Here is a 22180-nt window from a genome sequence, read left to right as displayed (position 1 = left end):
GCCTCCCTGAGTCGTCCACATGCGGTGTCGGCCGCGCGGCCATCGTACTTTTCGGTAACCCCGGTGTGCGCGGTGCGGACGCAGAATTTCACGTACCGGACGACGGCGAAAGCCGTGCGGCGCCCCCGGAGCGCTCCGGAGGCCCAGGTGGGGTCAGCGGTAGTCGTCCTCGTCGAGTGAGACCACGCGCGCCTGTTCGACCAGGTCGGCCTCGTTCGCGCGGTCCGGGTCGAGCGCCGTCAGCGGGTCGTCGCGGTCCGGCCTGACGGGCGCGTGCTGCTCGACGGCGTCCGCGTCGGGCGCCTCCACGTCGATGTCGGGCCCCGCGTCGGCCTCCAGTTCCTCGACCGCGTCGGGTTCGGTGGGGTCATGGGTCATGATGGGCTCCCTTCCGACGAACGTCCCTGGTGAATGCAGGGGCCACACGAGGGTGCCCTCTGTACGAGCCTAGGAGACACCTGACGGGGACGCCATGCCGTCAGGCCAGCCCGCTGTCCGGTTCTCCGGCCACCCCCGGTTCACGCTGTGACGGCGAACACACGGATCCCGACGTGATCACCTCGTAACATTGCCGCATGTCTTCGACCGAGGTGCCGTCCGTACCGGCCGCCAGTGTGCTCCCGAGGGTGGCGCCCGTCCGGGTCGGCGAGGGCGAGCGGCTGCGGACCGTGCGGCTGCCCGGCGTCACCCTGACGGTGCGTTCCCGGCCCGCCACGCGCGAGGGCCTGGCACCCGCGCTGTACGTGCACGGACTCGGCGGTTCCTCGCAGAACTGGTCGCTCCTCATGGCCGAGCTGGACGGCGTCGTGGACAGCGAGGCGCTGGACCTGCCGGGCTTCGGCGACTCCCCGCCCCCGGACGACGGCGACTACTCCGTCACCGGGCACGCGCGCGCGGTGATCCGCCACCTCGACGCGGTCGGCCGCGGCCCGGTCCACCTCTTCGGCAACTCGCTCGGCGGCGCGGTCGCCACCCGCGTGGCCGCCGTACGGCCCGACCTCGTCCGCACGCTCACCCTCGTCTCGCCCGCCCTGCCCGAGCTGCGCGTGCAGCGCTCGGCGGTACCGACGGGACTGCTCGGCGTACCCGGCGTCGCCGCCCTCTTCACCCGGGTCACCCGCGAGTGGACGGCCGAGCAGCGGGTGCGCGGGGTCACGGCCCTCTGCTACGGCGACCCCGGGCGGGTCTCGCCCGAGGCGTTCCAGCAGGCCGTCGAGGAACTGGAGCGCCGGCAGAGCCTGCCGTACTTCTGGGACGCGATGGCCCGTTCCGCGCGCGGCATCGTCAACGCCTACACGCTCGGCGGGCAGCACGGACTGTGGCGCCAGGCCGAGCGGGTGCTCGCCCCGACGCTGCTGGTCTACGGCGCCCGGGACCAGCTGGTCGGCTTCCGCATGGCCCGCAAGGCCGCCCGCGCCTTCCGCCGCGCGCGCCTGCTGACCCTGCCCGACGCCGGGCACGTGGCGATGATGGAGTACCCGGACATCGTCGCCGGAGCCTTCCGGGAGCTCCTTGAGGACACCGCCGCGGACACGAGGGGCTGAGGGGCAGCGTGGGACGCCACAGCCGCCGCGGACCGGCGCCGAAGGACGCCGCCGCGGACATAGCGGCCCGACCGGCGCCGCAGCGCGACGACCGTCGCGAGGGGGACCCCGGGAACCCCGGGCGCCGTGAGGACGCGCGGCATCCGGCCGTCGACGGCCCCGGGACCACACACCCCGACGGCCGGCGGGAAGTGCGCTCCGAGGACCGGCGGGATGGTCGCTCGGGTGAGCGCGGGAGCGGGTATCCGGGCGGCCGCGAGGAAGCGCGGGCGGATGGCCTGGGGGAGGCGCGTCCGGGCGAGCGCCGGCGTGGACATCCGGGCGATCGGGGGGACGGACGTGCCGAGGACCGGCGTGACGGTCGCTCGGGTGAGACGGGCGGTGCGTATCCGGTCGGCCGGCGGGAGGCGCGCTCCGAGGACCGGCGCGATGGTCTCTCGGGTGAGCGCGGGGGCGCGTACTCGGGCGGCCGCGAGGAGGCGCGGGCGGATGGTCTGCGTGAGGCGCGGGCCGGCGAGCGCCGGGGCGCGCGGGCCGACGGTCCCGGTGAGCGTCGGGAGGCGTTCCCCGACGGTCCTCGTGAGGCACGCCCCGACGACCGTCGGGGTGACGAGTCGCGGCTTCCGGCCGGCGCGCCCCCGCGGGGCGCGGCCGGTCCGTCCGACGGCGGCTCCGGGCACGATGTGCCCCGGGCGCGGGAGGGCGGGGTCGCGCGGGGCGCCCACCCTGAGCAGCGGGAAGCCGGGGGCGGCTGGGGCCGGCTCGGGGGCCGGGCGGCCGGTGCCGACGGGACCGGCGTGGTGCTGCCGAGGCAGCGGCAGTCGGGACCGGACGGGCCGGGGCGTGGCCCCGGGCCCCGGCAGGAGTACCTCCGGGCCTTCGACGGACACGCCGACGCGGACCGTCCCGAGGGTGACGGCGTCTCCACTGCGCGCGCGGACCGCGTCCGCCGCACCGGGCCGGGACAGCCGGCCGGCGGGGCATCGGTGCCCGCCCAGCGGGGCGGGAACCGGGGCCGGGCCTTCACCGGTATCGCGGCGGCCGCCGTCACCACCGTGCTCGCGGTCGTGGTCGCCGGGCAGGTGACCAAGGGCCGGGACGACGACGCACGGTCGCCGTCCGCCGGGCGGACCGCCGGTGCCGGAGCCTCCGGCACGCCCGCGCCGTCCACCGAGCCGGTGGTGGCGCTGACGTACGACCAGAAGATGAACCGGACGTACCCGCTCGGCGCCGCGCTGAAGGGTTCGGGGAAGTTCGACGTCGTGCCCGGCTCCGCCGAGGCGCCCGGCACCGGCCGCAAGTACCGGTACCGCGTGGACGTCGAGCGGGGCCTGGGGCTGGACGGCGAGTTGTTCGCCGAGGCCGTGCAGAAGACCCTGAACGACGACCGGAGCTGGGCCCACGGCGGTGCCCGCACCTTCGAGCGCGTCTCCTCCGGCAGGCCCGACTTCGTGATCACGCTGGCCAGCCCCGGCACCACCGCCACCTGGTGCGCCAAGTCGGGCCTGGACACCACGGAGGACAACGTCTCCTGCGACTCGGCCGCCACCGAGCGCGTGATGATCAACGCGTACCGGTGGGCCCAGGGGAGCCGGACGTACGGCAGCGCCATCCACGCGTACCGGCAGATGCTGATCAACCACGAGGTCGGCCACCGGCTCGGTCACGGGCACGTGACCTGCCAGAAGGACAACGAGTTGGCGCCGGTCATGCAGCAGCAGACCAAGTTCCTCGACCACGACGGCATCCACTGCCGGCCCAACCCGTGGCCCTATCCCAGGAGTTGACCGCGGCCACTTATGTCACATTGACATGAGTCGCATGTTCGTTCATATTTCTGCCCATGTGGTCCCGTCACGCCGTCTCTCTCAGCGCCGCCATCGAGCTGGCGCTGATCGGCGTGACCGCGCTCTGCGTGGCCGACATCCACTGTCGCTGACGCCGCCTCCCCGGCGCTCGCGTCGCGACCCTTCTCCCCTCCGTCCGTGACCGTGTCACGGGCGTTTCGACGACCCGGCGCCGGGCCGACGTCTGTCCGCAGACGTCTCACCCCTTGTCCGCATGTCTCACTCTTCGAGAAATCCTCGATCAGTTCCCCGAGAGGTCGTCATTCCGATGCATCAACCGTCCGTCATAGCGCGCCGCGTGGCAGCGGCATCCGTCAGCCTGGTCGTGGCAGCGGGCGCCGCCGCCTGCGGCCCGAAGGACAGCGATGCCAAGGGTTCCGGCGACTCCACGCCCCACAAGGGCGGCACGCTCACGGTGCTGAACTCCCAGCCGCAGAGCGACTTCGACCCCGCGCGCCTGTACACCTCCGGCGGCGGCAACATCCCCTCGCTCGTGTTCCGCACGCTGACCACGCGCAACCGCGAGAACGGCGCGGCCGGCGCCAAGGTCGTCCCGGACCTCGCCACCGACACCGGACGCCCCAACAAGGACGCGACCGTGTGGACGTACACCCTGAAGAAGGGCCTGCGCTACGAGGACGGCACGCCGATCACCTCCGCCGACATCAAGTACGGCATCGAGCGTTCCTTCGCCCCCGAACTCTCCGGCGGAGCGCCCTACCTGCGGGACTGGCTGACCGGCGCCGCCGACTACCAGGGCCCCTACAAGGACAAGAAGGGCCTGTCCGCGATCCGGACGCCGGACTCCCGGACCATCGTCTTCCACCTGAACAAGCCCGAGGGCGAGTTCCCGTTCCTCGCCACGCAGACGCAGTTCACCCCCGTGCCCAGGGGCAAGGACACGGGCACCAAGTACGAGTCGCACCCCGTCTCCTCCGGCCCCTACAAGGTGGTCCGCAACGAGAACGACGGCGAGCACCTCGTCCTGGCGCGCAACACCGCCTGGTCGGCGGCCACGGACCCCGAGCGCAAGGCCTACCCGGACCGGATCGACGTCCGCTCCGGCCTCGACTCCTCGGTGATCAACCAGCGGCTGTCCGCGTCCCAGGGAGCGGACTCCGCCGCCGTCACCACCGACACCAACCTCGGTCCGGCCGAACTCGCCAAGGTGACCGGCGACAAGAAGCTGGCCGCGCGCGTGGGCACCGGCCACTTCGGCTACACGGACTACATCGCGTTCAACCCGGCCGTGAAGCCGTTCGACGATCCCAAGGTGCGCCAGGCGATCGCGTACGCCGTCGACCGGTCGTCGGTGGTCAACGCGGCCGGCGGCAGCGCTCTCGCCGAGCCCGCCACCACCTTCCTGCCGAACCAGAAGTCCTTCGGCTACACGCCGTACGACCCGTTCCCGGCCGGCCGCGCCGGCAACCCGGCCAAGGCCCGGGAACTGCTCGCCCGGGCAGGTCACAAGAACGGGCTCACGATCACGCTGACCCACTCCGACAACAAGGACTTCGAGACCAGCCCGGAGATCGCCACCGCCCTCCAGGACGCGCTCAAGAAGGCCGGCATCACGGTGAAGCTCCAGGGGCTGGAGGACAACGACTACCGGGACGAGATCCACAGCGTGAAGACCGAGCCCGGGTTCTTCCTCGCCCACTGGGGTGCCGACTGGCCCTCCGGCGGCCCCTTCCTCGCCCCGATCTTCGACGGCCGGCAGATCGTCAGGGACGGAGCCAACTTCAACACGGGCCTCCTGGACGACAAGTCGGTCAACGACGAGATCGACCGGATCAACAAGCTGACCGACCTCTCCGCCGCCGCCGAGCGGTGGGGCGCCCTCGACAAGAAGATCGGCGACAAGGCCCTCGTCGTGCCGCTGTTCCACCCGGTCTACAAGCGGCTGTACGGCTCGCACGTCAGGAACGTCGTCATCAGCGACTGGACCGGCGTCCTGGACGTCTCCCAGATCGCGGTGAAGTAGCCAAGTGAGCGAGGCACTTGCCGCCGTCGGTGCCGCCGGGACGGACACGTCCGTCCCGGCGGCACCGGGGGCACATCAGTTCTGGCGGCGGCTGCGGGCGCAGCGCGCCGCCCTGGTCGCCGCGGCCGTCGTCGCGCTGCTCGTCCTGGTGGCGCTCGCCGCGCCCCTGCTCACCGCCCTGGAGGGCCAGGACCCCACCACCTACCACCCCTCGCTGATCGACTCCGCGCGCGGCGGTGTGCCCATCGGCTCCTTCGGCGGCGCCGGCGCCGACCACTGGCTCGGCGTCGAACCGCAGACCGGACGCGACATGTTCGCCCGGCTCGTGTACGGGGCGCGGGTCTCGCTCGGCGTGTCGCTGGGCGCCACGGTGGTGCAGGTGGCCCTCGGCGTCGCCGTGGGCGTGGCCTCCGGGCTCGGCAACCGCTGGGTCGACGCCGTCCTCAGCCGCGTCACCGACATCTTCGTCGCGCTGCCCCTGATGGTCATGGCGCTCGCGCTGCTGGCCGTCGTGCCCAGCGGCTTCCCGCGGCCCGTCCTCGTCGCGCTGATCATCGCCCTGGTCTCCGGCTGGAGCACCACGGCGAAGATGGTGCGCGCGCAGACGCTCACCCTGAAGAACCTCGACTACGTCGCCGCGTCCCGGCTCAGCGGCTGGAGCATCGGTCGGACCGCCGTGCGCGAACTGCTCCCGGGCCTCGCCGCGCCGGTCATCACCTACGCCGCGCTGCTGATCCCGCAGAACATCAGCGCCGAGGCGGCCCTGTCCTTCCTCGGCGTCGGCGTGAAGCCGCCCACGCCGTCGTGGGGGCAGATGCTGACCTCCGCCGACGTCTGGTACCAGGCCGCCCCGCAGTACCTGCTGCTGCCGGCCCTCGCCCTGTTCGCCACCGTGTTCGCGATGACCGTCCTCGGCGACGGCGTCCGCGTGGCCCTCGACCCGCGCGCGGCCTCCCGCCTGCGCGTCGGCACCGGCCGCAGGCGGGAGGACCGCGCGCGGACGGCCACCCCGGGCGCCGCCTCGGGGGCCGTACCGGGCGCTGTACCGGACGGCGTACCGGGTGCCGCCCCGCGGAAGGAGGAGCGCGCGTGAACGGCTTCGCCGGCTTCGTCCTGCGCCGCGTCGTGGGCGCACTGGTCACCCTGTTCGTGCTCTCGGTGATCGTCTACGTCGTCTTCTACGTCACCCCCGGCAACGTCGCCCAGATCACCTGCGGCCCGCGCTGCTCCCCGGCCCAGGTCCACCAGGTGGCCCAGCAACTGCACCTCGGCGACCCGCTGTACGTGCGCTACTGGCACTTCCTCCAAGGGCTCGTCGCGGGCCAGGACTACTCCACCGGCACCTCCGTGGAGCACTGCCCGGCGCCCTGCCTCGGCCAGTCGTACCGCACCGACCAGCAGGTCACCGACATCATCCTGACCAAGCTGCCGGTGAGCTTCTCGCTCGTCCTCGGGGCGATGGTGATCTGGCTGCTGCTCGGCGTCGGCACCGGCGTCCTCTCCGCCTGGCGGCGCGGCCGGCTCTCCGAGCGCGTCCTGACCGCGGTCACCCTGGCGGGCACGGCCACCCCCGTCTTCGTCATCGGCCTCGTCCTGATGATCGTCGTCTGCGGCGAGCTCCAGCTGCTGCCCTTCCCGCAGTACGTGCGCTTCACCGACGACCCCGAGCAGTGGGCGTGGAACCTGCTGCTGCCCTGGTTCTCCCTCGCGCTCATCGAGGCCGCCAACTTCGCGCGGCTGACCCGGGCGTCCATGCTGGAGACGCTGGCCGAGGACCACATCCGCACGTTCCGCGCCTACGGCGTCAGCGAACGCGCCGTGATCGTCCGGCACGCGCTGCGCGGGGCGACGGCGTCCGTCATCGCCCTCAACGCGGTCACCTTCGGCTCCGCCGTCGGCGGCGCCGTTCTCACCGAGACCCTCTTCGGCCTGCCGGGCATCGGCCAGGAACTGGTCCACGCGGTCACGGTCGTCGACCTGCCGGTGGTCGTCGGCATGGTGCTGGTCACCGGCTTCTTCGTGATCCTCGCCAATGCCGTCGCGGACGTGCTGTACGCGGTGGCCGACCGACGGGTGGTACTCGCATGAGCCTCGTGGACGTCAGGGACCTGACCGTGGAGTTCGGCTCCGTGCGGGCCGTCGACGGGATCTCCTTCAGCCTGGCCGAGGGCGGTGCCCTCGCCCTCGTCGGCGAGTCCGGCTCCGGCAAGTCCACGGTCGCGGGCGCCCTGCTGGGCCTGCACCGGGGCACCGGGGCCCGCGTCGGCGGCTCGGTCCGGGTGGCCGGCACCGACGTGGGGACCACCTCCGACGAGGAGTTGCGGCGGCTGCGCGGCGCCGGGGCCGCCATGGTCTTCCAGGACCCGCTGTCCTCGCTCGACCCGTACTACGCCATCGGCGACCAGATCGCCGAGGTCTACCGCGTCCACGCGCGCGTGTCCCGCCGCGCCGCCCGCGCGCGTGCCGTCGAGGTACTGGACCGGGTCGGCATCCCGGACGCGGCCCGCCGGTCCCGGTCCCGCCCGCACGAGTTCAGCGGCGGTATGCGCCAGCGCGCCCTCATCGCCATGGCCCTCGCCTGCGAGCCGAGCCTGCTGATCGCCGACGAGCCGACCACCGCGCTCGACGTCACCGTCCAGGCCCAGATCCTCGACCTGCTGCACACGCTGCGCGAGGAGACCGGCATGGGCCTGCTGCTCGTCACCCACGACGTCGGCGTCGCCGCCGAGAGCGTGGACGACGTCCTCGTCATGCGGCACGGCAGGGCCGTCGAGCACGGACCGGTCGGCGCGGTCCTCGCGGCCCCCGCCGAGGCGTACACCCGCGCCCTCCTCGACGCCGTCCCCCGCGTGGACGCCCGCCGCACCGGCTCCCCGGCCACCGACGAGGTCGTGCTGGAGGCCACCGGCGTGCGGCGTGAGTTCGGGCGCGGCAGGAAGGCGTTCGCGGCCGTCGATGACATCTCGCTGACCGTGCGCCGCGGGGAGACCCTCGGCGTCGTCGGGGAGAGCGGCAGCGGCAAGACCACCCTCGGCCGCATGCTCGTCGGCCTGCTGGAGCCGACCGCCGGCGCGATCCGCTACGAGGGACGCCCGCACACTGGTGTGAACCCGTCCGTCCAGATGGTCTTCCAGGACCCCGTCTCCTCCCTCAACCCCCGTCGCAGCGTGGGCGAGTCCATCGCCGATCCGCTCCGCGCGCGCGGGACGAGGGCGCCCGGCGCGGGCGGACGGGGCCGGGCGGGCGGGAACGACGAGGCCCGCATCCGCGGACGCGTCACGGAACTGCTGGAGCGAGTGGGGCTCGAAGCGGCGCACTACGACCGCTACCCGCACGAGTTCAGCGGCGGACAGCGCCAGCGCATCGGCATCGCCCGCGCCCTCGCCGCCGAACCGCGCGTCATCGTCTGCGACGAACCGGTCTCCGCGCTGGACGTCACCACGCAGGCCCAGGTGGTCGCCCTCCTCGGCGAACTCCAGCGGGAACTGGGCCTCGCCCTGGTGTTCATCGCGCACGACCTCGCCGTCGTCCGCCAGGTCAGCGACCGGGTCGCGGTGATGCGGCGCGGCCGGCTCGTCGAGTACGGGCCGGCCGACGAGGTGTACGACACCCCGCGCGAGACGTACACCAGGCAGCTCCTGGCCGCCGTGCCCGCGCTCGACCCCGAGGTGGCGGCCCGGCGCCGCGCGGCCCGCCGCGAACCGGCGGCGGCGTAGCTCCGGGCCACCGGGTTCGGGTGGTCACTGGGCCTCCGTCCGGTGCCCATCGCTCCTTCCTTAGCGCGGCGTAACGCGGTCCGTACGCGAAAGTCACGACCGTTCACCCCTTCCGGTGGTGGGGGGGGGGGCCCCCCCCCCCCCCCCCCCCCCCCCCCCCCCCCCCCCGGGGGCCCCCCCCCCCCCCCCCCCCCCCCCCCCCCCCCACCGCCTTGTCCGCTTACGTTCGTCCCGCCGCGAGCCGCCGGGACAACGGCGGCTCCCCAGACGGGAGATCGGGGGTGCACACATGCGCGTAGGACTGGTCACGGACGGTGGCTGTCCGTATGTGAGCGGTGACACCGCACGCTGGTGCGACCGGCTCGTGCGCGGGCTCGGGCAGCACGACTTCGACGTCTACGCGCTCGGCCCCGACCGGCGTCGGGACGGCGGCGAACGCCCCACCCCCCTCCCCCCGCAGGTCCGCCGGGTACGCACGGAACCGCCGCGGACGACCGGGACCCACGAGGTCGCGTACGGACGGCGCGCACGCCGGCGCTTCACCGAGTGCTACGGCGAACTGGTGGCCGCGATGACCGCCGGAGCCTCCGTCGCCACCCCCGTCACCGCCCCCGACAGCGCGTCCGGTGAGCTGGCGGACCGTTTCCGCAACGCCCTGTACGGGCTCGCCGAACTCGCCCGCGACGAAGGCGCGCCCGCCGGCGCCCTGTGCTCCGACACCGCCCTGCGCGCCCTGGAACGCGCCTGCCGCGCGCCCGGCGCACCGCGCACGGCACGCGAGGCGCGCGTGCCCGAGCTGCTCGCCGTCGCCGCCCACCTCGAACACGCCCTGCGCCCCCTCTCCCTCGACTGGTACGGCGACGACGGCCTGGGCGCGGCCGACCTCTGCCACGCCACCACCGGCGGCCGCACCGCCCTCGCCGGACTCCTCGTCCGGCACTTCTCCGGCGTACCGCTGCTCGTCACCGAGTACGGCGTCCAACTGCGCTCGCGCTACCTGGGCGCGGGCCCCGGCACCGCCACTCCCGCCGTACGCGCCCTGCTCGCCGCCTTCCACGGCCGGCTCGCCGCCGAGGTGTACCGCGCGGCCACGCTCCTCACCCCGGGCAACGCGCACGCACGCCGCTGGCAGGAGCGGTGCGGCGCCGACCGGGCCCGCATCCGCACGGTCCACCCCGGCATGGCGGCCGACCGCTTCACGCAGGCCGGTGAGTCCCCGGACCGCGCCGACCCGCACACCCTGGTCTGGGTCGGACGCGTCGAACCCGGCAAGGACCTCGTCTCGCTGCTGCACGCCTTCGCCGAGGTGCGCAAGGAGAGACCCGAGGCCCGCCTGCGGATCGTCGGCGCGCCCCTGGGCGTCGAGGGAGCGGCCTATCTCGGGCACTGCCGGGCGCTCGCCGCGCAGCTCTTCCCGGACGAGGCCGACGGTGTCCACGCCGTCGGCGACAACCCCGTCTCCTTCGAGGAGATCGGCGGTCCCGAGGCCCCCACCCCGGCCGACGCCTACGCCGCCGGCGCGGTCGTCGTCCTCTCCAGCGTCGTGGAGGGCTTCCCGGTCGGGCTCGTCGAGGCGATGCTCTGCGGACGGGCCACGGTCTCCACGGACGTCGGCGCGGTCGTGGAGGTCATCGGCGGCACAGGACTGGTCGTGCCCCCGCGCAACCCCAGGGCGCTCGCCGAGGCGTGCGCCGGACTGCTGCGCGACCCCGAACGCCGTGCGCGCCTCGGCGCCGCCGCGCGTGCCCGCGCGCTCGAACTGTTCACCGTCGAGCAGAACATCGCGGCATTTCACGGCATTTACCTGGAGATCGTCTCGCACAGCCCGGTCCGCCGGGTCGTCCTCGACGGGACCGGCGCACCGCTGCCGTTCGCCACGCCCGCCGAGTCCCGCGTCCCCGGCCACTGGACCGCCCCCACGCCCCGCGCCCTGCCCGGCTGGGCCACGGCCACCCCCGTCCGGGCGACCGCGCCGGCCACCGCGGAGGTTCCCCGATGAGCGACGTGGGCAGCCGGGCAGCAGGGTGGCCGGGCGCGTGGCGCGCGCCGGATTCCGCCGCCGGGCGCGCGGTCCTCATGGAGGGCGCCGGGGGCGGACGGGACGAGACCGGCGTTGACCGTCCGGGCACGCCCGGCGGAGCCGATCCGTGGGACGCCCGGTCCGGCGAGTGGCTGCCCACCGAGCCGACCGCCCCCTCCGGCAACCAGCTCCCCAGCCTCACCCCGGCCCCGCCCGGGTCCAGTAACTCGGCGGGGGATGGCGGCGCCAGGACTGTGCCCACGCCCGGGGAGGCAGGGAGCGGTGCCACTGAGGTGGTGACCGGGCCCTGGGACGCAGGGGACGGTGTCGCCGAAGCCGAAGCCGAAGCCGAAGCCGAAGCCGAAGCCGAAGCCGAAGCCGAAGCCGAAGCCGTGTCCGTGCCTCGCGTCGGGAACGTGCCGGACCCCGGCCGGGGGGAGTCGGCCGGGGTCCGTCGGGGATCGGCCGACCCGGTGAAGGTCCTCCTGCACCGGCACCGTGAGCTGTGCGAGCGGGCCGTGGACCCGCTGGAGATCGCCGCCGGGCTGGAGGCACGCGGCGTGACCGACCGGACCGCCGCCCGCTACCGGCACCGTGACGTCTTCTCGCTCGCCGAGGAGTTGTACGCGCGCGTCCCCCGCCCCGGTGAGCCACGCCCGGCGCCGGTACCGGCGAACGTGCCCCGGGTCCGGGTGACCTGGGTCCTGGCCGGCCTCCTGCCCGGGACGCTCGGCGTGCTCACCGTGACCGGACTGCGTCTGACCCACGGACATCCCCGCCTGCTGGTGGCCCTCGGCGGCATCCTCGCCGTGGCCCTCGCCACGCGCACCGCGCTGCGTCACGGCCCCCTCGCCGCCCCGCCCGGCGCCCGCGCGGGACGATCCGCGTACGCCGCACGGGCGTGCACCCTGTGGCTGCTCGCGTACGCCCTGGTCGGTGACGACCTCCTCCACCGCCTCGTGACGGGCGGTCCCGGTGCCCCGGTCACCGCCGCCGACCTCCTCCGGCCCACCGCCACCACCACCGCCCCGGTCCTCGCTCTCCTGCTGGCCTGCGCCCCCGCGGCCTGGTGCGCTCACCTCCTCACCGCCGGTGCCCGCCGCAGGCTGGCCGGCAGCAGGGGCCTCGGGGACTTCACCGCCGCCGCCAGGCCGCTGCTGCTCGGCACGTTCGCCCTGTTCCTGGGCGCTCTCGCCGGTCTGCTCCAGCTGTGCGCCACGGTCCTGCGCGAACCCGCGGCCCGCCCGCAGGCCCTCGCCCTGGGCGCCCTCCTCCTGTCGGCCCGCCTGCTCACCACGCACCGCCACCGGCACGCCCCCGTACTCGCGCTCGGCGCCGCGGCGGCGACCGAGGCGGCTGTCCTAGGGCTGTCGTCGGCCGGCCGGCTGCCCGGCTGCGCCTTCCTCGCGCTCCCCGTCCGGACCCTGGTCGCCGCCGCGGGGGAGACCGCCGTACCCGCCCTCGCCTGCGGCACCGCGGCACTGGCCCTGCTGGTGCACGCCGCCCACGTCCTCACCCAGGCCTCGGCCCACGCGCCCACGGGAGCAACCGAGTGACTCTTCGCCCACCGGTCCGACAAGCCGCCGGAGGCACCCGCATCACCCCGTTGAAGGAGAACACCAGATGACCACCTCCCGACCCGGAGCGGCCGGAGCAGCCGCAGGGACGCTCGCAGCGGCCGGTACCCCCGCCACGCACACCCCGGGAGCCGCCCGATGAGGATTCTGCTGATCGGAGCCAACGGATTCATCGGCCGTTTCGTCGCCGACCGTCTCCTCGCCGACCCGGCCGTCCAGCTCACCGCGCTCGGCCGCGGCGACGACGCCGACGTCCGCTTCGACCTCGCCACCGGCAGTCCCGGCGCCCTCACCCGCTTCCTGGACGCGGTCCACCCCGGGGTCGTCGTCAACTGCGCGGGCGCCACCCGCGGCGGCGCCCGCGAACTCACCCGGCACAACACCGTCGCCGTGGCCACCGTCTGCGAGGCCCTGCGCCGCAGCGGCTGCGGCGCCCGGCTGGTGCAGGTCGGGTGCGGTGCGGAGTACGGCCCGAGCCAGCCCGGCTCCTCCACGGCCGAGGACGCCGTACCGCGCCCCGGCGGCCCGTACGGCGTCAGCAAGCTCGCCGCGACCGAACTGGTCCTCGGCTCCGGACTGGACGCCGTCGTCCTGCGCGTCTTCTCACCGGCCGGTCCCGGGACCCCCGCCGGCTCCCCGCTCGGCCGGCTCGCCGAGGCGATGCGCCGGGCGATGCAGTCCGGCGACGGCGAACTCAAGCTCGGCGGCCTCGGCGTGCAGCGCGACTTCATCGACGTCCGTGACGTCGCCCGGGCCGTGCACGCCGCCTCGCTCTCCGCCGCGCAGGGCGTGATCAACATCGGGTCCGGCCGCGCGGTCCGCCTCCGGGACGCCGCCGCCGTCCTCGCGCGCGTGGCCGGGTACGGCGGCGCCCTCCACGAACTCGACGTCCCGCCCGGGCCGCTGCGCGGCGCCATCGGCCACCCCCGGTCGGACTCCGACCACACGATCCCGATGGCGTACCCGTACCCGGACGGCTGCGGCAGCTGGCAGCAGGCCGACGTGCGCACCGCCCGCGACCGGCTCGGCTGGCGGCCGCGCATCGCCCTGGAGGAGTCCCTGGCCGACATCTGGATGGAGGCGGCCTGCCGGATCTGACCGGAACCGGGCACCGGCACGGGCGTGTGCCCGGTTGCTGGGACGGCCTTGTCTCGCGGCTCGGGACAGGTGTCTCGGAATGAAGAAGGCCGTGGCAGTGTTACGGGGAGAACAACTGTAGTGATTGACCGATCAACGGAGCCCCCGTGTCGCTGCCACCCCTGGTCGAGCCAGCTACTGAGCTCACCGTAGACGAGGTCCGCAGGTACTCCCGCCACCTGATCATCCCCGACGTGGGCATGGACGGGCAGAAGCGGCTGAAGAACGCCAAGGTGCTCTGTGTCGGCGCCGGCGGCCTGGGCTCGCCGGCGCTGATGTACCTGGCCGCCGCGGGCGTGGGCACCCTCGGCATCGTGGAGTTCGACGAGGTCGACGAGTCGAACCTCCAGCGTCAGATCATCCACAGCCAGGCCGACATCGGCCGCTCCAAGGCGGAGTCCGCGCGCGACAGCGTCAAGGGCATCAACCCGTACGTGAACGTCGTCCTCCACGAGGAGCGGCTCGAAGCCGACAACGTGATGGACATCTTCAGTCAGTACGACCTGATCGTCGACGGCACCGACAACTTCGCGACCCGCTACCTGGTCAACGACGCGTGCGTGCTGCTCGGCAAGCCGTACGTGTGGGGCTCGATCTACCGCTTCGACGGTCAGGCGTCCGTCTTCTGGTCGGAGCACGGCCCCTGCTACCGCTGCCTCTACCCGGAGCCCCCGCCCCCCGGCATGGTGCCCTCCTGCGCCGAGGGCGGCGTCCTGGGCGTGCTCTGCGCGTCCATCGGCTCCATCCAGGTCAACGAGGCGATCAAGCTCCTCGCCGGCATCGGTGAGCCGCTGGTCGGCCGTCTGATGATCTACGACGCCCTGGAGATGCAGTACCGCCAGGTCAAGGTTCGCAAGGACCCCGACTGCGCGGTCTGCGGTGAGAACCCGACCGTCACCGAACTCATCGACTACGAGGCCTTCTGCGGTGTCGTCTCCGAGGAGGCCCAGCAGGCCGCCGCCGGGTCGACGATCACCCCGAAGCAGCTCAAGGAGTGGATCGACGAGGGCGAGAACATCGAGATCATCGACGTCCGCGAGCCGAACGAGTACGAGATCGTCTCCATCCCGGGCGCCAAGCTGATCCCGAAGAACGAGTTCCTCATGGGCACCGCCCTGGGCGGCCTCCCGCAGGACAGGAAGATCGTCCTGCACTGCAAGACGGGTGTCCGCAGTGCGGAAGTCCTGGCGGTCCTGAAGTCCGCGGGCTTCGCCGACGCCGTGCACGTCGGCGGCGGCGTCATCGGCTGGGTCAACCAGATCGAACCCGAGAAGCCGGTCTACTGACCACCGGTCCCGCTCATCGGCGAGGCTGACGAAGCCCACGGCCCTGACCCGCTCGGGAGCCGTGGGCTTGCGCCGTCCGCACCGGGCCCCAGGGGGATCGGGGGCCCGGACGTGTCCTGGGTGCGGCTCGACGCGAAGCTCCCGGCCGTCCCGCCGGCGACAAGCGGCCAGGACCGCCGACGTGCGGGCTGAACACCGCCTGTGGCGGCAGCCGTCCGGCCCGGTTCCGGCGCCGGACCCCCGCGGGTCCCTCAGGAGCAGACCTTGCCGTCCTTCGGCACCCTGCCGCGCAGCAGATAGGCGTTCACCGTCGAGTCGACGCAGTCGCTGCCGTTGCCGTACGCCCCGTGGCCCTCGCCCTTCCAGGTCACTTCGACACCCACGCCCCGGCCCAGTTCGTCGGCCATCCTGCGGGCACCCTCGTAGGGGGTCGCCGGGTCGCCGGTGTTGCCGACCAGCAGGATCGGTGCCGCGCCGGGTGCGCTCACCTCCGGCGTGTCGAACTGGCCCGGCACCGGCCAGTCGTGGCACCAGCCGGCCGTGTCCCACCCGAGGAAGTCCCCGAACACCGGGGAGATCCGCCTGAACTCGGGCAGCCGCTTCCGGGTCTCGGCGGGCGTCGGCCGCCGGCGGTCGTCCAGGCACGATATGACCCGTTGGGAGTGGGACGTCGTGCCGTAGTGGCCCGAGGAGTCACGGTCGTCGTACGCGTCGGCGAGCGCGAGCAGTCCCGAACCGTCGCCCGCCTCCGCCGACTTCAGGGCACTCGTCAGCCGTGGCCAGCTCGACTCGCTGTACAGCGGCAGGATGATCCCGGTGGTCGCCAGGGTCTGGTTCAGCTTCCGTCCGGACGACGTCGGCAGCGCACGGGTGTCCAGCCGCCTCAGCAGGTCCGCGATCCTCCGCGAACCCCGCGCCGGGTCCTGGCCGGTGGACCTCAGGTAGTCGTCCAGCGCCCGCTGGAAGCCGAGTGCCTGGTTCCGCGCGTGGCCCACCGTGTCGGCGGTCGGGTCGACCACGGCGTCGAGCACCATCCGTCCCACGCGTTTCGGGAACAGGTGGGCGTAGACGCCGCCGAGTTCGGTGCCGTAGGAGATGCCGAAGTAGTGCATCCTCTCGTCGCCGAGGACATGGCGCATCAGGTCCATGTCGCGGGCGCTGTCGGTGGTGGACACGTGGGCCAGCAGGGATCCGGCCGCCTTCCGGCAGCCCTTGCCGAAGTCGGTGGCGTCCCGGAGGTACGCCTTCTCCTCGGCCGGGGTGTCCGGTGTGGTGTCCACGGCCTCGGCGGCCTCGACGGCCCGGTCGTCCCGGCAGCGGACGCCCTCGCTCGCGCCCACCCCGCGCGGGTCCCAGCTCACCAGGTCGTAGTGCTCGTGGAGCGCGGAGACGGTCGCCGAGTAGTACGGCATCGTGGAGACTCCCGAACCGCCGGGGCCACCGAAGTTGAACAGCATCGATCCGATGCGGTCATCGCCGATCGTCCGGGCGCGGATCAGGGCCAGCCCGATCGTCGGACCGTCCGGTTCCGACCAGTTCAGCGGCGCCCTGAGCGTGGCGCACCGCCAGTCGTCGCCGGGCGCGGCCGACTCACCGGTCGCCTCGCAGCGCCGCCAGTCCAGGTGCTGCGCCGTGAGCGAGGAGGGGAGGCCCGCCGGTGGAGCGGGCGTACCGGTCCCCTTGCCCTCGTTCCCGCTCCCGCCGGACGAACGGCCGCAGCCGGCCAGCAGCAGTGCCGCGGCCACCGCGGCCACCCCGCACCGAAGTCGCCTCATGTGTCCCCCCTCGCATGCCCTCCGCGTCGTGCCGCGCCGGGCGTCCAGGCCATCGTAGGCGTCCCCGGCCTGGCCCGTGTAAGCCTGTGGATAACCTCCTGACCTGCGAGTTTCTCCGCTGGGTGGGTCGCGTCACGAGCAGACCGTGCCCGCCTTCGGCACCGTCCCGTCCAGCAGGTAGCCGTTCACCGCCTTCTGCACGCACCGGTTCTTGCTGTCGTACGCCCCGTGCCCCTGGCCCTTGTACGTCAGCTCGACCGCGACACCCTTGCCGAGTGCGTCGACCATCTTCTTCGCACCCTCGTACGGGGTGGCCGGGTCGCCGGTGTTGCCGACGACGACGATCGGTGCGGAACCGGGCGCGCTGACGTCGGGGTGGTCGGCGGCGCCCGGCACCGCCCAGTCGGTGCAGCCGACCATGCTCCAGGCCAGGTAGTGACCGAAGAGCGGGGAGGCGGTCTGGAACTCGGGCAGCTTCCGCTGGACGTATTCGGTGCTGTACCGCGGTTTCTCGTCGGAGCAGTTGATGGCGATGTTGGCCGCGGTGATGTTGCTGTACTCGCCGTTCTCGCCGCGGCCGTTCATCAGGTCGGACAGCAGCATCAGGGTCCTGCCGTCGCCGTCGTACGCCTCCTCCAGCCCCTCCGTGAGGTACTCCCAGAAGTCCTTGGAGTACAGGGACTGCGCGATGCCGTTCGTGGCGGCGGTCTGGGTCAGCCTGCGCGGGAAGATACCGGTGATCGGTTTCTTCTCCAGGTCGGTCAGCAGCTTCGCGATGCGGTCCTTGACCTCCTTGGGGGTGTCCCCGACCGGGCATTCCGTGGTCTTGGAGGTGCAGTCCTCCGCGTAGTTGTCCAGCGCCAGCTGGAAACCCCGGGCCTGGCCGAGCGCGCTCTGCTCGGGATCCTGGGTGGGGTCGACGACACCGTCGAGGACGGCGCGTCCGACGTTGTGCGGGTACAGGTGGGCGTAGACGCCGCCGAGTTCGGTGCCGTAGGAGATCCCGAAGTAGTACAGCTTGTCGTCGCCGAGGACCTGGCGCATCAGCTCCATGTCGCGGGCCGCGTCCGTGGTCCGCACGTGCGGCAGGACCTTGGGGGAGTTCTTCTCGCAGGCCGCGTTGAACCGCTGGGTGCGCTTCAGCAGTTCGGCGCGTTCCGCGCTGTCGTCCGGGGTCGCGTCCTGCTGGAAGTACCCGTCCAGCTGGGCGTCGCTCTCGCACTCCACCGGCGCGCTGCGACCGACCCCGCGTGGATCGAAGCTCACCAGGTCGTAGCGGGTGCGCAGGGCCGCGTAGTCCTCGCCGAACGACGGCAGCGCGGTCACGCCACTGCCGCCCGGTCCGCCGAAGTTGAACACGAGCGAGCCGATCCGCCGGCTCGCGGGCCCACTGGCCTCGGCCCGGATCAGGGCGATCCCGATGGTGTCTCCCTTGGGTCTGCCCCAGTCCAGGGGCGCCCTCATGGTGGCGCACTGCCACTCGGTCCCGTTCGGCAGCGGGGACGGGGCGCTGCCGCCGCCCTCCGCCTCCGACGGGGCCGGGCAGTCCTTCCAGTCCAGCTTCTGCGCCGACAGGTCCCCGTGCTCGGTGTGACCGCCACATCCGGCCAGTACGGCGGTGAGCAGCACGGCGGTGGACGTCAGGGCGCCGGCGCGCAGCCGGAAGGGGTTCGCCATGCTCCCATCCTGGGGGCGTGCGCGCCGGGGCGCGCGGGGCGCGGGCCGTCCGGGCTACGGCACCACGGACACGCAACAGCCCCGGTGAGAGCCTTTAAAGGGCTCCCTTGCGGCTGAGATGGCTGAAGGCGAACCAGCCGGGCAGCACCGGCAGCCACAGGGTCAGCAGCCGGAACAGCAGGACGGCCGGGGCGGCGACCTCCTTGGGCAGCCCCACGGCGATCAGACCGACGGTCAGCGTCGCCTCGACCGCGCCGACGCCGCCGGGGGTGGGCGCCGCCGAGCCGAGCGCGTTGCCGGCGAGGAAGACGACGGCGACGCTGGCCAGGCTCAGCGACGCCGAACCGTCGCCGAAGGCCCGGATGGAGGCGTCCAGGCACATCACGAAGCAGGCGGTCAGCAGCAGCATGCCGCCGATGCCGGTGACGAGCTTCTGGGGCCGCTGGAGCACGTCGAGCATGCGGGGCACGACACCGGCGAACAGGGACCTCACGCGCGTGACGACGAACTTCCGCAGGAACGGCACCGAGGTGACCACGAGGATCAGCACGGCCACCGTCAGCAGGCCCGCGATGACCGTGCGGGACGGCGACAGGGACGGCGTCTTCTCGGTGCCGGTCAGGTAACCGAAGGACAGCAGCATCAGGATGTGGCAGCCCAGCCCGAACAGCTGGGAGGCGCCGACGCTCGCGACCGCGAGTCCCGGGCGCACGCCCGCGCGCTGGAGGAAGCGCGTGTTGAGGGCGACACCGCCCACCGCGGCCGGCGCCACGATCTTCACGAAGGATCCGGCCACCTGTGCCGCCACCGTCCGCGGGAACGGCACCCGTTCCGGCACGAAGCCCAGCAGCGCCATGGCGGCGGCGACGTAACTGAGCGCGGAGAAGAGCACGGCGGCGGCCACCCAGCCCCACTGGGCCTGCGCGAAGAGCGTGCCGAACTCGATGTGGGTGAGCTGCGTCAGCAGGTAGTACGCGCCGATCGCACCGGCGATGAAACTGATCAGCGTGCGCGGCCTGACCCGTTCCAGCCGGGCCGGTTCCACGGGCGCCTGGGGCCTGATGAGCAGTACCTCGTGCCGGATCTGGGTGAGCAGATCCTCTTCGCGGGCCTCGTCGAGGGCTTCGTCGATGGCCCGTTTCTCCGCGCGCTGCTCGGCGCGGACGGTCTTCTTGTCGGGTTTCTCCAGGGTGGGCGCCGCCGTGTCGGCGGTCTCCTCCGGGCGGGCCGGTCTGCTGTGCCGGGAGGCCTCGAGCACCGCGTCGCGTTCGCGCTGTGCCCGCTCGCGCGCCAGCCGGCGCAGCGTCGCGCGCGTGGAGCGCGTCAGCGCGATCGGCTGGAGCATCGGCAGGCAGTCGGCGACCGCGTCCGGGCCGAGCACCCCGACGGCCGAGGCCACCGCCCGCTGTGCGCCGACCCGCAGGCCCAGCGTGGTGACCAGCTGCGCGACGTCCATCCGCAGCAGCAGTTCACCGGCCGCGATCTCGCCGCCGCGCAGCTCGGTGAGGATCACCTTGCCGGAACGATCCACCAGGATGGCGTCTCCGGCCAGCCTGCGGTGCGCGATGCGCCGCGACTGGAGGGCCCGCACCTGGTCCCAGGTGTTGCGCAGCAGCTCGTCGGTGATGTCCTCGTCGGCCAGCGAGTCCAGCGTGCGCCCACCGGTGTGCTCGTAGACGAGCATGACCGCGTCGGGGCCCAGCTCGGAGGTGGCGATCAGCTTCGGTGCGTTGGCGCCAGCCGCGATCGCCGCGTACGCCAGCAGCGCCTCCTGCTCCAGTGCCTGGCGCAGCGACTGGAGGCTGGAGCGGGTGGCGAAGCCGCGCAGGGTCAGATTGCGCCACGCCCGGTAGAAGAAGCCCTGTGCCTGCTGCTCGCGGTCGACGACCGTCACGTCCAGCGGGGGGCCGTCCTCCAGGGTGACGAAGTAGCGCCGGCCCCGGTCTCCGTTCTCCGTCTCCCCGGACTCCTCGCGGGCCGCGGAGACGGGACGGAAGCCGACGTGGGCGAGGCCGGCCATCAGCGTCTGCCCGGTGGGACGGACGTTGGGGGAGCCGACCGCGTACAGGGTGCCGTAGGCGATGGTCCAGCCGATCAGCACCGTCAGGATGATCGAGAAAGGGGTGGTGTAGCCGGTGACCAGCATCGAGAACGCGTCCAGCATCAGCACGATCCACAGCACCGCGCGCCATCTGGGTCTGCGGGACATCCCGACGGCCGTCATGTAGGCGATGACGGGTGCCAGGTAGCCGTGCACCGGGTCGGTGAGGGCGTGGATGTCGCCCGGCGAGGGCTGGGTCAGCGCCTCCTGGATCGAGCTCGGGGCGGCCCGGGCGACCCAGAGGTCGGTGGCGAGGGTCACGCCGTGGGCGAGGACGGCCGCGAGGACACCGTCGGCGATGCGCAGTCCGTCCCGTTTGATCAGCCGCTCGATGGCGAAGGCGACCGGGACGAGGAGGATCGCGATGCTGGACCCCAGCCCCGCGATCTTGATGAGCAGGTCCGGGGCCTGCCCGGTGCCCTTGTTGATGTCCTGTTCGAGGCCCGAGGTGGTGCCGTGCGCGAAGGCGGCGATCGCGAGTAGCACCGCGATGGCCAGTACGCCCACCAGGAGCCGCACGAGGTCGGAGGGGCGGTGCACGCGCGCGGGGAGCAGCGGTTCGTCGCCCTCGACCTGTTCGGCGTGCGGGTCGTCGGCGGCGCACACGCGGTCGCCGCCGGGCGTGTCCTTGGGGGGCGGCTCTCCGCCGTCGCCCCCGGTGGCCTCTCGCGCGCGCGTGCCGTCGCCCCCGGTGGCCTCTCGCGCGTGCGTGGCGTCGCCGCCCGTGGTGCCGGAGTCGTCCTCCCGTGCGGGTGTGGTGTCGTCGCCGGGGGCTCCGGCCGCGGGTCCGTCCCCGCGCGTGCCGTCGTCCATGTGCGGACCGCTGTCTTCCTGCCGCGCGTCGGTGCCGCCCGCGTCCGCCCGGGCGGTGCCGGGCCGCGCGGAGGCGTCAGGGGTGCCCGCCGCTGCTTCGGGGTGCACGCCCTGCTCCTTCGTGGTCTCTTCTTGGTCTCGTATCACCAGTCACCGCCCGCACGATGGTGGCATGCCCCACCGGCACACACGGGCATCAGGGTGCGCATGCGCGGGCGCACAGTCTGCCCGAAGGACCGCGCCGGTGCGAGGGCAGCGCTTTCCCCCGGCCGCGCCGGGACGCCCCGCGGCGTGCGGCAGGATGGTCGAATGAACGAGCAGAGCCCGGCCGACGAGGCCCGCGGGGGACACGCGGACGTGCTGCCGGAGTACGCCGAGCGCGTGCTCGATGTCGCCGAGCGCATCCCGCCGGGCCGGGTGATGACGTACGGGGATGTCGCCGAGTGGCTCGAGGAAGGTGGCCCGCGCCAGGTCGGCCGGGTGATGGCCCTCTACGGGGGCGCCGTCCCGTGGTGGCGGGTCGTACGGTCCGACGGCGTGCTGCTGCCCGGCCACGAGCTGCGCGCGCTCGCGCACTACCGCGCCGAGGGCACGCCGCTGAAGCAGGCGGCCAGGAGTGCGGCGGGCCACGTGCCGCGGCTCGACATGCGACGGGCCCGGTGGGACGGCGCGGGCGCGGAGGGTCACACCTGACAGCTTCCGC

The 22180-nt window shown here is 73.4% G+C and carries 16 protein-coding genes; 12 read left to right on the top strand and 4 right to left on the bottom strand.

Translation table 11 applies throughout. The features are described 5' to 3' along the window. Window positions 1–153 precede the first annotated feature (153 nt). Window positions 154–378, bottom strand: a complete 225-nt coding sequence (locus ACIQVT_RS10260) for a hypothetical protein (protein WP_403750345.1) — start codon at window positions 376–378, stop codon at window positions 154–156. Window positions 379–575: 197 nt separating this feature from the next. Here ACIQVT_RS10260 and ACIQVT_RS10255 point away from each other — a divergent pair, with 197 nt between their 5' ends. The 11 genes from ACIQVT_RS10255 to moeZ all read left to right on the top strand — a co-directional run bounded on the left by ACIQVT_RS10255 (window position 576) and on the right by moeZ (window position 15111). Next, window positions 576–1544 (top strand): alpha/beta fold hydrolase, encoded by a 969-nt coding sequence (locus ACIQVT_RS10255; RefSeq protein WP_403750343.1) that lies wholly within the window; start codon window positions 576–578, stop codon window positions 1542–1544. A 494-nt stretch (window positions 1545–2038) separates the two neighbouring features. After that, on the top strand, window positions 2039–3331 hold the full coding sequence (locus tag ACIQVT_RS10250) for a DUF3152 domain-containing protein (RefSeq protein WP_403750931.1): 1293 nt from the start codon (window positions 2039–2041) through the stop codon (window positions 3329–3331). Window positions 3332–3387: 56 nt separating this feature from the next. Continuing rightward, window positions 3388–3483 (top strand): Ms4533A family Cys-rich leader peptide, encoded by a 96-nt coding sequence (locus ACIQVT_RS10245; RefSeq protein WP_403750340.1) that lies wholly within the window; start codon window positions 3388–3390, stop codon window positions 3481–3483. Window positions 3484–3659: 176 nt separating this feature from the next. Beyond that, complete coding sequence (locus ACIQVT_RS10240) at window positions 3660–5375, top strand: ABC transporter substrate-binding protein (protein WP_403750338.1); 1716 nt, start codon at window positions 3660–3662, stop codon at window positions 5373–5375. Window positions 5376–5379: 4 nt separating this feature from the next. Continuing rightward, window positions 5380–6468: an ABC transporter permease gene (locus ACIQVT_RS10235; protein ID WP_403750336.1), complete on the top strand. Its 1089-nt coding sequence runs from the start codon at window positions 5380–5382 to the stop codon at window positions 6466–6468. Further along, on the top strand, window positions 6465–7463 hold the full coding sequence (locus tag ACIQVT_RS10230) for an ABC transporter permease (RefSeq protein ID WP_403750334.1): 999 nt from the start codon (window positions 6465–6467) through the stop codon (window positions 7461–7463). Before ACIQVT_RS10235 ends, ACIQVT_RS10230 begins: the two co-directional genes overlap by 4 nt. After that, on the top strand, window positions 7460–9091 hold the full coding sequence (locus ACIQVT_RS10225) for a dipeptide ABC transporter ATP-binding protein (RefSeq protein ID WP_403750332.1): 1632 nt from the start codon (window positions 7460–7462) through the stop codon (window positions 9089–9091). The genes ACIQVT_RS10230 and ACIQVT_RS10225 overlap by 4 nt, the downstream gene beginning before the upstream one ends. Window positions 9092–9380: 289 nt before the next feature. Next, a complete protein-coding gene (locus ACIQVT_RS10220; RefSeq protein ID WP_403750330.1) occupies window positions 9381–11090 on the top strand; it encodes a DUF3492 domain-containing protein in 1710 nt (569 codons plus the stop codon). 494 nt (window positions 11091–11584) lie between these two features. Further along, window positions 11585–12667 carry a hypothetical protein gene (locus ACIQVT_RS10215; RefSeq protein WP_403750327.1) on the top strand — a complete coding sequence of 361 codons (1083 nt, stop codon included), beginning with the start codon at window positions 11585–11587 and terminating at the stop codon, window positions 12665–12667. A 159-nt stretch (window positions 12668–12826) separates the two neighbouring features. After that, entirely contained in the window at window positions 12827–13786 is a 960-nt protein-coding gene (locus ACIQVT_RS10210) for an NAD-dependent epimerase/dehydratase family protein (protein WP_403750325.1), read from the top strand. Window positions 13787–13932: 146 nt separating this feature from the next. Further along, complete coding sequence (gene moeZ / locus ACIQVT_RS10205) at window positions 13933–15111, top strand: adenylyltransferase/sulfurtransferase MoeZ (RefSeq protein WP_403750323.1); 1179 nt, start codon at window positions 13933–13935, stop codon at window positions 15109–15111. Between the two features lie 251 nt (window positions 15112–15362). Here moeZ and ACIQVT_RS10200 read toward each other — a convergent pair whose 3' ends face one another. The 3 genes from ACIQVT_RS10200 to ACIQVT_RS10190 form a co-directional block, all read right to left on the bottom strand. Next, on the bottom strand, window positions 15363–16886 hold the full coding sequence (locus ACIQVT_RS10200; RefSeq protein ID WP_403750320.1) for an alpha/beta hydrolase: 1524 nt from the start codon (window positions 16884–16886) through the stop codon (window positions 15363–15365). Window positions 16887–17018: 132 nt separating this feature from the next. Beyond that, window positions 17019–18563 carry an alpha/beta hydrolase gene (locus tag ACIQVT_RS10195; protein ID WP_403750318.1) on the bottom strand — a complete coding sequence of 515 codons (1545 nt, stop codon included), beginning with the start codon at window positions 18561–18563 and terminating at the stop codon, window positions 17019–17021. A gap of 94 nt (window positions 18564–18657) precedes the next feature. Further along, complete coding sequence (locus ACIQVT_RS10190; RefSeq protein ID WP_403750315.1) at window positions 18658–21585, bottom strand: YbhN family protein; 2928 nt, start codon at window positions 21583–21585, stop codon at window positions 18658–18660. Between the two features lie 201 nt (window positions 21586–21786). Between ACIQVT_RS10190 and ACIQVT_RS10185 the strand changes: the two genes are divergently transcribed. After that, window positions 21787–22170, top strand: a complete 384-nt coding sequence (locus ACIQVT_RS10185; RefSeq protein ID WP_403750313.1) for an MGMT family protein — start codon at window positions 21787–21789, stop codon at window positions 22168–22170. Window positions 22171–22180: the final 10 nt, after the last annotated feature.

It is taken from the genome of Streptomyces sp. NPDC100445 (assembly GCF_044759735.1).
Taxonomy (GTDB): domain Bacteria; phylum Actinomycetota; class Actinomycetes; order Streptomycetales; family Streptomycetaceae; genus Streptomyces.
Note: the sequence above shows the minus strand (reverse complement) of the source record. Positions and strands in the feature narration are given on the sequence as shown.

Bases quoted from the DNA above. Each gene is read 5' to 3' on its own strand.
- ACIQVT_RS10260 (WP_403750345.1), bottom strand. From the start codon at position 378: ATGACCCATGACCCCACCGAACCCGACGCGGTCGAGGAACTGGAGGCC.
- ACIQVT_RS10255 (WP_403750343.1), top strand. From the start codon at position 576: ATGTCTTCGACCGAGGTGCCGTCCGTACCGGCCGCCAGTGTGCTCCCG.
- ACIQVT_RS10245 (WP_403750340.1), top strand. From the start codon at position 3,388: ATGTGGTCCCGTCACGCCGTCTCTCTCAGCGCCGCCATCGAGCTGGCG.
- ACIQVT_RS10240 (WP_403750338.1), top strand. From the start codon at position 3,660: ATGCATCAACCGTCCGTCATAGCGCGCCGCGTGGCAGCGGCATCCGTC.
- ACIQVT_RS10225 (WP_403750332.1), top strand. From the start codon at position 7,460: ATGAGCCTCGTGGACGTCAGGGACCTGACCGTGGAGTTCGGCTCCGTG.
- ACIQVT_RS10220 (WP_403750330.1), top strand. From the start codon at position 9,381: ATGCGCGTAGGACTGGTCACGGACGGTGGCTGTCCGTATGTGAGCGGT.
- ACIQVT_RS10210 (WP_403750325.1), top strand. From the start codon at position 12,827: ATGAGGATTCTGCTGATCGGAGCCAACGGATTCATCGGCCGTTTCGTC.
- ACIQVT_RS10200 (WP_403750320.1), bottom strand. From the start codon at position 16,886: ATGAGGCGACTTCGGTGCGGGGTGGCCGCGGTGGCCGCGGCACTGCTG.
- ACIQVT_RS10195 (WP_403750318.1), bottom strand. From the start codon at position 18,563: ATGGCGAACCCCTTCCGGCTGCGCGCCGGCGCCCTGACGTCCACCGCC.
- ACIQVT_RS10185 (WP_403750313.1), top strand. From the start codon at position 21,787: ATGAACGAGCAGAGCCCGGCCGACGAGGCCCGCGGGGGACACGCGGAC.